Origin of the sequence: Burkholderia sp. LA-2-3-30-S1-D2, assembly GCF_001523915.2 — a bacterium.
GTDB lineage: Bacteria > Pseudomonadota > Gammaproteobacteria > Burkholderiales > Burkholderiaceae > Burkholderia > Burkholderia diffusa.
The window spans coordinates 770,610-783,909 of the sequence record NZ_CP013384.1 but is presented as its reverse complement, the minus strand read 5'-3'; the positions used below and the strand labels follow the sequence as shown (position 1 = coordinate 783,909).

General features: G+C 68.6%; 14 protein-coding genes. 7 read left to right on the top strand and 7 right to left on the bottom strand.

The window, feature by feature from the left end; all coding sequences use genetic code 11:
• Positions 1–7 precede the first annotated feature (7 nt).
• Entirely contained in the window at positions 8–493 is a 486-nt protein-coding gene (locus WS66_RS16245; RefSeq protein WP_006762345.1) for a YajQ family cyclic di-GMP-binding protein, read from the top strand.
• 94 nt (positions 494–587) lie between these two features.
• Here WS66_RS16245 and plsY read toward each other — a convergent pair whose 3' ends face one another.
• Complete coding sequence (plsY, locus tag WS66_RS16240) at positions 588–1,226, bottom strand: glycerol-3-phosphate 1-O-acyltransferase PlsY (protein WP_059607994.1); 639 nt, start codon at positions 1,224–1,226, stop codon at positions 588–590.
• Positions 1,227–1,408: 182 nt separating this feature from the next.
• Entirely contained in the window at positions 1,409–1,900 is a 492-nt protein-coding gene (ybaK, locus tag WS66_RS16235; RefSeq protein ID WP_059607993.1) for a Cys-tRNA(Pro) deacylase, read from the bottom strand.
• 295 nt (positions 1,901–2,195) lie between these two features.
• On the opposite strand from ybaK, the gene WS66_RS16230 reads away from it, so the two are divergent.
• A complete protein-coding gene (locus WS66_RS16230) occupies positions 2,196–3,758 on the top strand; it encodes a class I adenylate-forming enzyme family protein (RefSeq protein ID WP_059607992.1) in 1,563 nt (520 codons plus the stop codon).
• Between the two features lie 46 nt (positions 3,759–3,804).
• Here the strand turns inward: WS66_RS16230 and xerD are convergent, their stop codons facing one another.
• From xerD to queG, 3 genes are all read right to left on the bottom strand, one after another.
• Positions 3,805–4,767: a site-specific tyrosine recombinase XerD gene (gene xerD, locus WS66_RS16225; RefSeq protein ID WP_059607991.1), complete on the bottom strand. Its 963-nt coding sequence runs from the start codon at positions 4,765–4,767 to the stop codon at positions 3,805–3,807.
• Positions 4,767–5,234 carry a methylated-DNA--[protein]-cysteine S-methyltransferase gene (locus tag WS66_RS16220; protein WP_059608017.1) on the bottom strand — a complete coding sequence of 156 codons (468 nt, stop codon included), beginning with the start codon at positions 5,232–5,234 and terminating at the stop codon, positions 4,767–4,769. The genes xerD and WS66_RS16220 overlap by 1 nt, the downstream gene beginning before the upstream one ends.
• A gap of 63 nt (positions 5,235–5,297) precedes the next feature.
• Complete coding sequence (queG, locus tag WS66_RS16215; RefSeq protein WP_059607990.1) at positions 5,298–6,533, bottom strand: tRNA epoxyqueuosine(34) reductase QueG; 1,236 nt, start codon at positions 6,531–6,533, stop codon at positions 5,298–5,300.
• 17 nt (positions 6,534–6,550) lie between these two features.
• On the opposite strand from queG, the gene tsaE reads away from it, so the two are divergent.
• Together tsaE and WS66_RS16205 are read left to right on the top strand one after the other, a co-directional pair.
• Complete coding sequence (gene tsaE, locus WS66_RS16210; RefSeq protein ID WP_059607989.1) at positions 6,551–7,102, top strand: tRNA (adenosine(37)-N6)-threonylcarbamoyltransferase complex ATPase subunit type 1 TsaE; 552 nt, start codon at positions 6,551–6,553, stop codon at positions 7,100–7,102.
• A complete protein-coding gene (locus WS66_RS16205) occupies positions 7,084–8,610 on the top strand; it encodes an N-acetylmuramoyl-L-alanine amidase (protein WP_059607988.1) in 1,527 nt (508 codons plus the stop codon). The genes tsaE and WS66_RS16205 overlap by 19 nt, the downstream gene beginning before the upstream one ends.
• 45 nt (positions 8,611–8,655) lie before the next feature.
• Here the strand turns inward: WS66_RS16205 and WS66_RS16200 are convergent, their stop codons facing one another.
• Positions 8,656–9,534 carry an EamA family transporter gene (locus WS66_RS16200; RefSeq protein WP_174906360.1) on the bottom strand — a complete coding sequence of 293 codons (879 nt, stop codon included), beginning with the start codon at positions 9,532–9,534 and terminating at the stop codon, positions 8,656–8,658.
• A 248-nt stretch (positions 9,535–9,782) separates the two neighbouring features.
• On the opposite strand from WS66_RS16200, the gene WS66_RS16195 reads away from it, so the two are divergent.
• Complete coding sequence (locus tag WS66_RS16195; protein ID WP_059607986.1) at positions 9,783–10,664, top strand: pirin family protein; 882 nt, start codon at positions 9,783–9,785, stop codon at positions 10,662–10,664.
• 52 nt (positions 10,665–10,716) lie between these two features.
• Positions 10,717–11,565 (top strand): thioredoxin, encoded by an 849-nt coding sequence (gene trxA / locus WS66_RS16190; RefSeq protein WP_059607985.1) that lies wholly within the window; start codon positions 10,717–10,719, stop codon positions 11,563–11,565.
• Positions 11,566–11,667: 102 nt separating this feature from the next.
• On the opposite strand, the gene tcdA is transcribed toward trxA, so the two are convergent.
• On the bottom strand, positions 11,668–12,525 hold the full coding sequence (gene tcdA, locus WS66_RS16185; protein ID WP_059607984.1) for a tRNA cyclic N6-threonylcarbamoyladenosine(37) synthase TcdA: 858 nt from the start codon (positions 12,523–12,525) through the stop codon (positions 11,668–11,670).
• A gap of 128 nt (positions 12,526–12,653) precedes the next feature.
• On the opposite strand from tcdA, the gene pdxH reads away from it, so the two are divergent.
• Positions 12,654–13,298 (top strand): pyridoxamine 5'-phosphate oxidase, encoded by a 645-nt coding sequence (pdxH, locus tag WS66_RS16180; RefSeq protein WP_059607983.1) that lies wholly within the window; start codon positions 12,654–12,656, stop codon positions 13,296–13,298.
• Positions 13,299–13,300 lie beyond the last annotated feature (2 nt).

Below are 13,300 nucleotides of genomic sequence, written 5' to 3'. Positions count from 1 at the left end.
GAATGCCATGCCATCGTTCGACGTCGTTTCCGAAGCGAACATGATCGAAGTGAAGAACGCCATCGAGCAGTCGAACAAGGAAATTTCGACGCGCTTCGACTTCAAGGGCTCCGACGCGCGCGTCGAGCAGAAGGAGCGCGAGCTGACGCTGTTCGCCGACGACGATTTCAAGCTCGGCCAGGTCAAGGACGTGCTGATCAACAAGCTCGCGAAGCGCAACGTCGATGTGCGCTTCCTCGACTATGGCAAGGTCGAGAAGATCGGTGGCGACAAGGTCAAGCAGATCGTCACCGTGAAGAAGGGCGTGACGGGCGACCTCGCGAAGAAGATCGTCAGGCTCGTGAAAGACAGCAAGATCAAGGTACAGGCGAGCATTCAGGGCGACGCGGTGCGCGTGGCCGGCACGAAGCGCGACGACCTGCAGAGCGTGATCGCGATGCTGCGCAAGGACGTGACCGACACCCCGCTCGACTTCAACAACTTCCGCGACTGATCGACGCCATCGACCGCAGCGTCGCCGGTCACGCCGCGCCGCCGGGCCCCGCATGCCGGGCGCCCCTGCGGGCGGCGGCAGTCACCCCCCTTCCTCAGGCCTTCCCGCCGTCCTGCGCGCCGCCGTCGGACGCGGCCTTCTTCTTGTCGCCGATCCGGCTTTCCTGCCCCGCCAGCAGCTTCGAGATGTTGCCGCGGTGACGCCACACGAGCAGCACGCTCATCGCGAGCACGGCCCACGCGACCGGGTTGTGGCCGGTGCCGAACAGGAACACGTCGAACACCGGTGCGAACACGGCCGCCACCAGCGCCGCGAGCGACGAATAGCGGAAGAAGAACGCGACGATCAGCCAGGTCAGCGCGGTCGCCAGGCCGAGCACCGGATGCACGGCGAGCAGCACGCCGGCCGCGGTCGCCACGCCCTTGCCGCCCTGGAAGCGGAAGAACACCGGATACAGGTGGCCGAGGAACACGGCGATCGCGACCCACGCAACGGCGACGTCAGGCAACCCGAAGTGCCGCGCGAGCCAGACGGCGAGCCAGCCCTTGAATGCGTCGCCGACGAGTGTCAGGATCGCGGCCTTCTTGTTGCCGCTGCGCAGCACGTTGGTCGCGCCGGGATTCTTCGACCCGTACGAACGGGGATCGGCCAGGCCCATCGCGGCGCTGACGACGACGGCGAACGACACCGAACCGATCAGGTAGGCAACAAGTGCGGCGAGCAGGATCTGCATGCGGAGAACTCTTCTTTCAACGTATCGGTGAATTGGCGGCCGGACGCGGCATGCCGGCCGGTTGCGGCGGGCGCCGTCGCGGCGAACCGCCGGGAGGCCGTTTCGGCCGGTCGTGCGGTCCGACCGGCCGAAACGGCGCCCATTCTACCGAACGAGCACGGCCTGCCACGAAGGTGAAACCCTCAGTCGACGCTTGCGCACTGCACGGGCGTCGCGCCGAGCAGCGTCGTGAGCACCGCCGGCGCGAGGCTGACGAGATAACCGCGACGGCCGCCGTTCAGGTAGATCGTCGGCAATTCGAGGATGGTCGACTCGACGTACACGGGCATCGTCTTGCGCGTGCCGAACGGCGACGTGCCGCCGACCAGATAGCCGGAATGGCGGTTCGCGACGTCGGGCTTGCACGGCTCGACGCGCTTCGCGCCGATCTGCCGCGCGAGGTTCTTGGTCGACACCGTGCGGTCGCCGTGCATCAGCACGATCAGCGGCTTCGCGTGCTCGTCCTCCATCACCAGCGTCTTCACGACGCAGTGCTCGTCGACGCCGAGCTGGCGCGCCGACTCGCCGGTGCCACCATGCTCGACGTAATCGTACGGATGCTCGCCGAAGGCGACGCCGTGGCGGCGCAGCAGCTGGGTCGCGGGTGTCTCGGACACGTGTCTGGATTTGCTCATGGCGGCATTTTAATGGCGAACGACCGGCGGGCGGGCGTCAACCCACGATCGCCCTGTCTCGTCTTCGCGGCTGCGTGCCGCGCACCGGCGGTATACTCGCGGCCCTTTTGCACCGGTATCCGTGGCGAGCACCCGTCGCCGCGGCGCACCTGTCCGTCAGTCAGTCCGCCCGTCATCATTGCGGACATCGCGAAGCGCTATTGCCCGATTGACCGATTGTGGCGCGCCCGCCGTCATGGCACGATCGTTCGCAAAACTGGCCGCGCCGCCGCCCGGCCCTTCTTCTGGAGACGCCATGTCCTCGCCTGTCCGTTCATCCGCGCCGCTCGACGTCCCGGCGTTGCTCGCCGCCTTGCCCGACCGCATCGCCGACGTGCCCGCCCGCTGGGCCGCGCAAGCGCCCGCGCATCCGGCGCTGATCGAGGACGCGCGCCGCCTGTCGTACGGCGAGCTGTCGCGAGCGGTCGATGCGGCCGCCGAGCGGCTCGCGCGCCTTGGCGTGCACGGCGGCGATCGCGTGATGATCGTCGCGGAAAACAGCGTCGCGCAGATCGTGCTGCTGTTCGCGGCCGCGCGCGTCGACGCATGGGCGCTCGTGTCGAACGCCCGGCTGTCGGCCGGCGAACTCGATGCGATCGCCGCGCACGCGCGGCCGAAGCTGATCGCATTCGCGACCGAGGCGTCGCCCGATGCGCGCGCACACGCGGCACGCCACGACGCGACGCCGGCCGACACGCTGCCGGTCGACATCGGCGCGTGGTCGTACCGCGTCGACACGCGCGCGCCCGACGAACCGGTGGTGGCCGATGGCGCCGCGCAATGCGCGGCGCTGATCTACACGACCGGCACGACGGGTGCGCCGAAAGGCGTGATGCTGTCGCACCGCAACCTGCTGTTCATCGCGGCGACGTCGAGCGCGCTGCGCCGCGTGTCGCCGGACGACGTCGTCTATACGGTGCTGCCGGTGTCGCACGTGTACGGGCTCGCGTCGGTCTGCCTCGGCAGCCTGTACGCGGGGGCGACGCTGCGGCTTGCACCGCGCTTCTCGCCGGAGGCCGTGCGCATCGCGCTCGCCGACGAAGGCGTGACGATCTTCCAGGGTGTACCCGCGATGCACGCGAAGCTCCTCGAGCACCTGCACACGCACGCGCACGCGTGGCACGCGCCGCGGCTGCGTTTCGCGTATTCGGGCGGCTCGCCGCTCGACGCCAACCTGAAGGCGCGCGTCGAGCGCATGTACGGCGTGCCGCTGCACAACGGCTACGGAATGACCGAGAGCAGCCCGACGATCACGCAGACGCCGCTCGACGCGCCGCGTGCCGACTGCTCGGTCGGCGTGCCGATCCCGGGCGTCGAGATGCGGATCGTCGCGCCGGACGGCACGGACGTGCCGCAGGGTGAAGTGGGTGAAATCCGCGTGCGCGGGCCGAACGTGATGCTCGGCTACTACCGCAACGCGGAGGCCACGCGCGCGGCCGTGTCTCCGGACGGCTGGCTGAGCACCGGCGATCTCGCGCGCCAGGAAGCCGACGGCTCGGTGACGATCGCGGGCCGCAGCAAGGAGCTGATCATCCGCTCGGGCTTCAACGTCTATCCGGTCGAAGTCGAACAGGTGCTGACCGCGCACCCGGACGTCGTGCAGGCAGCCGTCGTCGGCCGCGCGGTCGAGGGCAACGAGGAAGTGCTCGCGTTCGTCGAGCTGGTGCCGGGCGCGACCGCGACCGAGGACGCGCTGCAGGCATGGTGCGCACAACGGCTCGCGCCTTACAAGCGGCCCGCGCGCATCCGCGTGCTCGATGCGCTGCCCGCCGCATCGACGGGCAAGGTGCTGAAGCACAAGCTGCGCGAACTCGCGTGACGCGCGGGTGCGGGCCGCATCCCGCATGTGGCCGACGCGCGCCGCGCTAGCCGCGCGGGTGGTGCTGCGCGTGCAGCGTCTTCAGCCGCTCGCGCGCGACGTGCGTGTAGATCTGCGTGGTCGAGATGTCGCTGTGGCCGAGCAGCAGCTGCACGACGCGCAGGTCGGCGCCGTGGTTCAGCAGATGCGTCGCGAACGCGTGCCGCAGCGTATGCGGCGACAGGTGCGCGCGAACGTCGGCCTGCTGCGCGTGGCGCTTGATGATGTTCCAGAACTGCTGGCGCGTCATCCCGTCGCCGCGTCCGGTCACGAACAGCGCGTCGGCCGCGCGCGCGCCGAGCAGCACGGGCCGCGCGTCGCGCAGGTAACGCTCGATCCAGCCGTGCGCAACCTCGCCGAACGGCACGAGCCGTTCCTTCGAGCCCTTGCCCATCACGCACACGACACCCTCGTTGAGCCCGACCTCGACGGTCTTGAGCATGACGAGTTCGCTCACGCGCAGGCCGCTCGCGTACATCAGCTCCAGCATCGTGCGATCGCGCAGGCCGAGCGGCGTGCCGATATCGGGCGCGCCGAGCAGCGCTTCGACCTGCGCCTCGGACAGCGTCGATGGAAACCGTGCGGCCTGTTTCGCCGACGTGATGCGCAGCGTCGGGTCCGCGCTCGCGCGATGCTCGCGCACGGCCCAGCCGTAATAGCGACGGAACACCGACAACCGCCGGTTCGACGATGTCGCCTTGCCGTCGCTGCGCGCGGCGATGTAGCCGGTCACCATCGCTTCGTCGACCGAGTCGAGCGACGCGTCGTGCGTCGCGGCCAGCCATTGCGAAAACAGCGTCAGATCCCGCCGGTACGCATCGAGCGTGTTGCGCGCGAGCCCGTGCTCGAGCCACAGCGCGTCGCAGAACACGTCGATCGACGCGCGGCTCGCGAGCAGCGCGGGCGATGCCGCGGCCTCGTCGCTGTCGGCGCCGGGCGCGGGGTCGGGAGAAAGCAAGGGTTCACTCATCAGTACGGCACGCCTTCGTGCGCCAGCAGCCAGCGCTTCACTTTCTGGTAATAGCCATTGTCGTCGTGGTTCGCGAAGCCGCCGAGGCCGCCTGCCGCCACGACGCGATGACACGGAATCACGAGCGGGAAATAGTTCGCGCCGCACGCCTGGCCGACCGCGCGTGGCGCACTGCCGATCCGCTTCGCGACCTGCCCGTAGGTCAGCACCGCGCCCGGCGGAATGTCGCTGATCACGTTCCACACGCGATGCTGGAAGGCACTGCCGACGTCGGCGAGCGGCAGGTCGAAACGCGCCGACGCGCGCTCGAAATAACGTTCGATCTGCTCGACCGCACGTTTCGCGAGTGGCGAGTCCGGATCGACCGATCTGACCGACTCGGGCAGATAGACGATCTCGCGCACCACCGCGGCATCGGTGCGAATGCCGACCTTGCCGAACGGTGCGTCGATGACTGCGTTGAACATGAGCTTCTCCTCACCGGTGAAACGCGCGGCGCCGCCGCGCGCCGCCGACACTTTACGCCGCCTTCATGCGGCACGCAGCGCCCATTCGACATGCTCGCGCACGACCGGCGACGGATCGTCGGCCCGTGCACGCAACGCGGCGACGATCGCGTCGCGCGCATCGGGCGTGAGCCGGTCGGCCGGCGCGCGCAGCGCATTGCCGAGCCCGACCGCGAGATTGCGCAGCCAGCTTTCGTAACCGATGCGCCGGATCGCGCTCCCCTGCATCCGCGTGTCGAACGATTCCGCATCCCAGCCGAACAGCTCGACGAGCGTCGCGCGGTCGAGACCGTGCCGCACGTCGAAATCGGCGACGGGCGCGGCCTGCGCGAACTTGTTCCACGGGCACACGAGCTGGCAGTCGTCGCAGCCGTATACGCGGTTGCCGATCATCGGCCTCAGCGGCTCCGGAATGCTGCCTTTCAGTTCGATCGTCAGGTAGGAAATGCAACGGCGCGCGTCGACACGATACGGTTCGACGATCGCGCCGGTCGGGCACGCGCCGATGCAGCGCGTGCAACTGCCGCAGTGCGCGCCGGGTGTCTCGGGCGCGACGTCGGGCGCGGTTTGCGCGTCGGTCGGCAGCGGAACGTCGACATAGATCTCGCCGAGGAAGAACAGCGAACCCGCGTCGCGCTGCAGCAGCAGCGTGTGCTTGCCGCGCCAGCCGACGCCGGCCTTCTGCGCGAGCTCGACCTCGAGTACCGGCGCCGAATCGGTGAACACGCGGTAGCCGAACGCGCCGATCTCCTGCTCGATGCGCTCCGCGAGCGTCTGCAGCCGGTTGCGCAGCACCTTGTGATAGTCGCGGCCGCGTGCATAGATGGACACGACGGCCGCCTGCGGATCGTCGAGACGCGCACGCTCGCGTGCGCGCCAGTCGTGCGGCACGAGCGCGCCAGATGACGCATCGGGCGCGTCGGCGGCAAGCGTTTCGGCCGGCAGATAGGCGAGCCGCGCGGAGATCACGCGTCGCGTACCGGCCACAAGTTCGGCCGGCCGCGCGCGTTTCATCCCGTGTTTCGCCATATAATCCATTTCGCCGTGGTACCCGGCTTCCAGCCAGGCGGCGAGGCCTGCTTCGGCATCCGAGAGATCGGTATCGCTGATGCCGATCGCCCCGAAACCCAATTCGCGCCCCCACGCCCTGATGCGAGCGGCGAGCGCTGTCAACGTCGCATCATCGAGCGCGCACGGTGCCGCGCCTTCGGCATGTGTCGAAGGCCTGTCGGATGCGGCGAGTTCCGGTAATCGGTTCATCGCACTATTTTACGAGAATGCCAGCCACGTCCCATACGCCTCATGCCGACACGCTGCCCGTCCCGCTCGCGGAGCGCGTGATCGCACTCGCCGACGAAGCGGCGACCGAGGCCTTCGGCACCCGCTTCGCGCACGCGCTCGACGCGGCACGCAGCGAACTTGCCCATGCACACGCATTCGACGGGCTGCAAATCCAGCTGATCGGCGACCTCGGCGCGGGCAAAACGACCCTCGTGCGCGCGATCCTGCGCGGCCTCGGCCACCCGGGGCGCGTGCGCAGCCCGACCTACACGCTCGTCGAACCTTACGCATTCGCACGCGACGATGGGGAACTTGAGGTCTATCACTTCGATCTGTATCGATTCAACGATCCGGCCGAATGGTCCGACGCCGGCTTTCGCGAGTATTTCAATTCCAGCGCGATTTGCCTCGTCGAATGGCCACAACAGGCGGGCACCCTGCTCGGCGTGCCCGATCTGGTTTTCTCGCTCGACGTGGATGGCGACGGCCGCGCCCTCACCGTCCGGGCGTTCAGCGCTTCAGGAAAGGCATGTCTCGAAAGATGTTGATCAAACCGTTCCGCTCGATCGAATCGGCGGCCACCGCGACGCACAACTGGCGGCGCCGCCAGATCCTGCGCGCGGGTGCGTCGACGCTCGTGCTCGGTCTCGTCGCGCCGCGGCTCGCGCACGCATCGTCGGTGCTCGGCGTGCGCGTGTGGCCCGCGCGCGATTACACGCGCGTCACGATCGAATCCGACCAGCCGCTGCAGAATAGCCAACAACTGCTGCAGGGTCCCGACCGGCTCGTCGTCGACCTGAACGGGCTCGATCTCGACCAGGCGCTGCGCGACCTCGTGTCGAAGATCGCGCCGAACGATCCGCAGATCCAGTCGGTGCGCGTCGGCCAGTATCAGCCGCACGTCGTGCGGATGGTGTTCGACCTGAAAGGTTCGGTGAAGCCGCAGGTGTTCACGCTGCCGCCGGTCGGCACCTACAAGTACCGGCTCGTGTTCGACCTGTATCCGGCCGTCGCGCCCGATCCGCTGACCGACCTGATCGCGCAGACGGAGCGCAAGGAGCAAGCGCTCAACGATACGGCGCGCGCGCAGCAGATGCAGCCGCCGAGCGCGCTGAACGGGCCGGCGACGCCGCCCGTCGCGGGCAACGACAACAGCGACGCGTTCTTCCAGCGCTTCGCGCAGAACACGCCCGCCAAGCCGCGCACACCACCGGCCGCCGCGACACCTTCCTCGCCCGCGAAGCCGGCCATCAAGCCGCCGCCCGTCATCGCACGCCGCGACGACAGCGAAGACGACGGTGACACCTACAAGTTCACCGCGCCGAAATCGGGCAAGGGCGGCACCGTGCGCCTGCTGACGGTCGCGATCGATCCGGGCCACGGCGGCGAGGATCCGGGCGCGATCGGCGGCGGCGGCACGTACGAGAAACACATCGCGCTCGACATCGCGAAGAAGCTGCGCGCGAAGATCGACGGCGCGCCGAACATGCGCGCGATGATGACGCGCGACGCCGACTTCTTCGTGCCGCTGAACGTGCGCGTGCAGAAGGCGCGCCGCGTCGGCGCCGACCTGTTCGTGTCGATCCACGCGGATGCGTTCACGACGCCGTCCGCGCGCGGCTCGTCGGTGTTCGCGCTGTCCGACCACGGCGCGTCGAGCGCAGCGGCACGCTGGCTCGCGAACAAGGAGAACTCGTCCGACCTGATCGGCGGCATCAACATCAAGACACAGGACGCGGCCGTCAGCCGCGCGCTGTTCGACATGTCGACGACCGCGCAGATCCGCGATTCGCTGCGCTACGGCAATTACGTGCTGAAGGAAGTCGGCGGCATCAACAAGCTGCACAAGGGCTCGGTCGAGCAGGCCGGGTTCGCGGTGCTGAAGGCGCCCGACATTCCGTCGATCCTCGTCGAGACCGCGTTCATCAGCAACCCTGACGAAGAACGCAGGCTCAACGACGACAGCTATCGCGACGAGATGGCCGACGCGATCTTCCGCGGCATCAAACGCTACTTCGCCGCGAATCCGCCGCTCGCGAAGAACCGGATGGCCTGACCCGGCCGCCTTCCCCGCCGCCGGCACGCGCTGCGTGCCGGCGCGTCACGACGCCGCGAAGCGGCGCACCAGCTTTGCGCCGAACACGTTCACCGCGAGCCCGCCCATCACGAGCGCGGCGCCGATCAGTTGCGCGTGCGTCAGATGCTCGTCGAGCAGCAGCGCCGACGACGCCAGCCCGACGATCGGCACCAGCAGCGAGAACTGCGCGACCTGCGCGGCCGGATAGCGCGACATCAGGCGGCTCCACAAGCCGTAGCCGACGAGCGTCGCGACGAACGCGAGATAGACGACCGCGAAGATCGACGCGCCGTCGAGCCCGGCCAGCGCGGCCCCGATCCGCTGCGGCCCCTCGAACCAGAGCGACAGCAGGAAGAACGGCACGGGCGGCACGAGGCTCGCCCACACGACGAGCGACACCAGATTGGCCTTGCCGACTTTCTTCGTGACGATATTGCCGAACGCCCACATCGCGGCCGAGCAGATGGTCAGCAGGAAGCCCGCGAGCGTCATCGCGCGGCCGCCCTGCGCCGCGATCACGACGAGCCCGCCCGCGGCGATCGCGAGCCCGATCAGGTTCTGCACACGCAGCCGCTCGCCGAGGAACAGCATCGCGAACACGAGCGTGAAGAATGCCTGCGACTGCAGCACGAGCGACGCGAGGCCGGCCGGCATACCGACGTACATGCCGGTAAACAGGAACACGAACTGGCCGAGCTGGATCGTCGCGCCATACAGGATCAGCATCCGCCACGGAATCTGCGGCCGGCGCACGAAGAACACCGCGGGCACCGCCGCGAGCGTGAAGCGCAGCGCGCCGAGCAGCATCGGCGGCATGCCGTGCAGGCCGACCTTGATCACGACGAAGTTCACGCCCCATGCCACGATCACGACCAGCGCGAGCAGCAAGTCCTTCGTGGCCATCATCGGCGTCTCCTCAATTGTCGGATGGTTTCCTGAAGCCGACCAGTCTACCGAATTTCGCCGTGCGGCCCGATACCCGCGCGGCGCGCATGGAATCGGCGACGGGCACAACGACATGGCGCTCGCACGACTCGTGCCCGCACGTCCGCATCACGCGGGAATCATTTCGCACGCGCCCCCGACACGCGCGTCGCCGCCGCGCCGCCAGTACAATGACCGGCATTCCAGCCGTTGCCCACGAGGCCGCCATGACCGATTCGATCAAAGCCCTGCTCAAGCCGCACATCCGCGACATCGGCAACCTGCAGGTGCGCCGTACGCTGCCCGCGCTCGCCGCGCGCCTCGTCGGTCCGTTCATCTTCTTCGATCACATGGGGCCCGCGACGCTGCCGGCCGGCACCGGGCTCGACGTGCGCCCGCACCCGCACATCGGGCTCGCCACCGTCACCTACCTGTTCGACGGCGCGATCCTGCACCGCGACAGCCTCGGCTCGCTGCAGGAGATCGTGCCGGGCGACGTGAACTGGATGACGGCCGGTCGCGGCATCGTCCATTCGGAGCGCACGCCCGACGCTCAGCGCGCGAGCGGCCACACGGTGCACGGGATCCAGACCTGGGTCGCGCTGCCCGTCGCCCACGAGACCACCGAGCCGTCGTTCGAGCACCATGCGGCCGACACGCTGCCCAAGCGCGACGAGAACGGCGTGTCGCTGACGGTAATCGCCGGCGACGCGTTCGGCCTGCGCTCGCCCGTCAAAACGTTCTCGCGCACACTGTACGTGGCCGCCGAATTCGCGGCCGGCGGCCGCCTCGAACTCGACGCGTCGCACGAGGAGCGCGCGGTCTACGTGGTCGACGGCGACCTCTCGATTGACGGCACGCAGGTGCCGGCCGAACAGATGGCCGTGCTCGCGCCCGGCGCCACTGTCACGCTCGCGAGCGGCAGCGGCGCGCGCGCGATGCTGCTGGGCGGCGAGAAGATCGACGGCGAGCGCTTCATCGAATGGAACTTCGTCGCCAGCAGCCGCGACGCGATCGAGCGCGCGAAACGGGCGTGGACGAACCAGGAAATGGGCAAGGTGCCAGGCGAAACCGAGTGGATTCCGCTGCCCGAATCGAAACCGCGTTGAAAAAGGGGCACGCTGCCCCCATCCTGACGACATTCGAACGGAAGAGAACGACATGGACACCACGCTTGCCACTTTCGAGAAAGACGTCATCGAGGCGTCGCTGGACACGCCCGTGCTGGTCGACTTCTGGGCGCCGTGGTGCGGCCCCTGCAAGACGCTCGGTCCGTTGCTCGAAAAGCTCGAAGCCGACTACGAAGGCCGCTGGAAGCTCGTGAAGGTGAACGTCGACGAAAACCAGGAACTCGCCGCGCACTTCCAGACGCGCAGCATCCCGCACGTGATCGCGTTCGCCGACGGGCGTCCCGTCGACCAGTTCATCGGCGTGCTGCCGGAAGGCCAGTTGCGCGCGTTCCTCGACCGGCTGCTGCCGGCGCCCGACGAAGCCGAACGCCGCGCCGCGCAATATGCGATCGCCGAATCGCGCTACGACGATGCGCTCACCCACCTCGAAGCGGCGCTCGCGCTGAACCCCGGCTTCGACGACGCACGGCTCGACCTGATCGAACTGCTGCTCGCGAACAACCAGGTGGACACCGCGCGCGCCGAGGCCGAGCGCCTGTCGCCGCAGACGGTACAAAGCGCCGATCCGCGCTATCAGGCGATCAAGACCCGTTTCGATGCGCTCGACGCGACGGCCGACCTGCCGCCGACCGACGCGCTCGAAGCACGCATCGCGGCGAACCCCGCCGATCTCGAGGCACGCTTCGACCTCGCGCAGAGCCTGATCGCGCGACGCGCATACGAAGGTGCGCTCGAGCAGTTGCTGGAAATCGTGTTGCGCGACCGCGCGTATGGCGACGACCTCGGCCGCCGCACGATGATCTCGGTGTTCGAGCTGGCGGGCGATCGCCCCGAACTCGTCGCCGCATGGCGGCGAAAGCTGAGCATGGCGCTCAACTGACGAACGACCGGCCGGGCCGCGATGGCCTGGCCGAATCGCGTTGCCGCGCGCGGCAGGTCTGCCGCGCCGCGACATTGCCTTGCGCGTCGACCGGTTCCCCGATCAGCCCGCGGCCCGCGCCGCGATCGCGCGCAGCGCATGCGCGGCGGCCGCGAAGCCGAAGCTCGCGGTCACGCATACGCTCGAACCGAACCCCGCGCAGTTGAGCCCCGCGACATGCGCGGCGGCGGACGGCTCCGCGCCGTCCTCGATGTCGCACGCGGCCGCTTCCGGATAGATCAGCGGCTCGTCCGAATACACGGCGCTGACCTTGAAGCGCGCCTTCGGCCCGCGTGGAAAGCCGTGCTGCTTGCGCAGCTGCGCGCGCACCTTCGACAACAGCGGATCCTGGATCGTCAGCGCGAGATCGTCGATGCGGATGCGTGTCGGGTCGAGCTGCCCGCCCGCGCCGCCGACCGTGACGAGCGGCTGCCCTTTTGCGATGCACCACGCGATCAGCGCGACCTTCGTGCGCACGCTGTCGATCGCGTCGACCACGTAGTCGAAGCCGCCGCCGAGCACTGCGTCGAAGTTGTCGGGTTCCGCGAAATCCTCGATCCGGTTCACACGGCAAGCGGGATCGATCAGCGCGATCCGCTCGGCCATCGCGTCGACCTTCGGTTTGCCGTAATTGCCGTCGAGCGCGTGGATCTGCCTGTTCGTATTGCTTTCCGCGACGTTGTCGAGATCGATCAGCGTCAGCGTGCCGATCGCGCTGCGTGCGAGCGCCTCGGCCGTCCACGACCCGACGCCGCCGATGCCGATCACGGCGACGTGCGCGCGTTCGAACGCCGCGAGCGCGGGGGCGCCGTACAGGCGCGCGATGCCGCCGAAGCGGCGCTCGCGATCCACGTCAAGCTGGATTGTCGGGCTCGGGGTAAGATCAGAAGAACTGTGCGGGGCAGTGTCGGCAGCGGGCATGGCAGCAAGGAAAACGTAAGTCGTGCAGCCCTCTATTTTGCCTGAACTCCCCGCCGGCACGCGCCCCTGTGCACGCACGATTCTCGCGCGTTCGCTATACTGGCCCCAGATTGAAGCGTTTGCATAACATGACGACTCTCGCCGATCTCCGCATCAATTACTCGCGTGCTTCGCTCGACGAAGCCGACGCCGCCCCGAACCCCTTCGCCCAGTTCGATCGCTGGTTCAAGGAGGCGCTCGCCGCCAAGCTCCCCGAGCCCAACACGATGACGCTCGCCACCGTCGGCGACGACGGCCGGCCGTCGGCCCGAATCGTGCTGATCAAGGGTGTCGACGAACGCGGGTTCGTCTTCTTTACCAATTACGAAAGCCGCAAGGGCCGCGATCTCGCCGCCAATCCGCACGCGGCGCTGCTGTTCTACTGGATCGAGCTGGAGCGCCAGGTGCGCATCGAAGGCCGGATCGAGAAAACCAGCGCCGACGAAAGCGACCGCTATTTCGCGTCGCGCCCGCTCGGCTCGCGCATCGGCGCGTGGGCGTCCGATCAGAGCGCCGTGATCGACAGCCGCGCGACGCTCGAAGCGCGTGAAAAGGCCGTGACCGAACGCTACGGCGAGAACCCGCCGCGCCCGCCGCACTGGGGCGGTTACCGCGTCGTGCCCGACGCGATCGAGTTCTGGCAGGGCCGCCCGTCGCGGCTGCACGACCGCCTGCTCTATACGCGCGACGACGCGGCAGGGTCGGGCTGGACGATCTCGCGCCTGTCGCCGTAAGC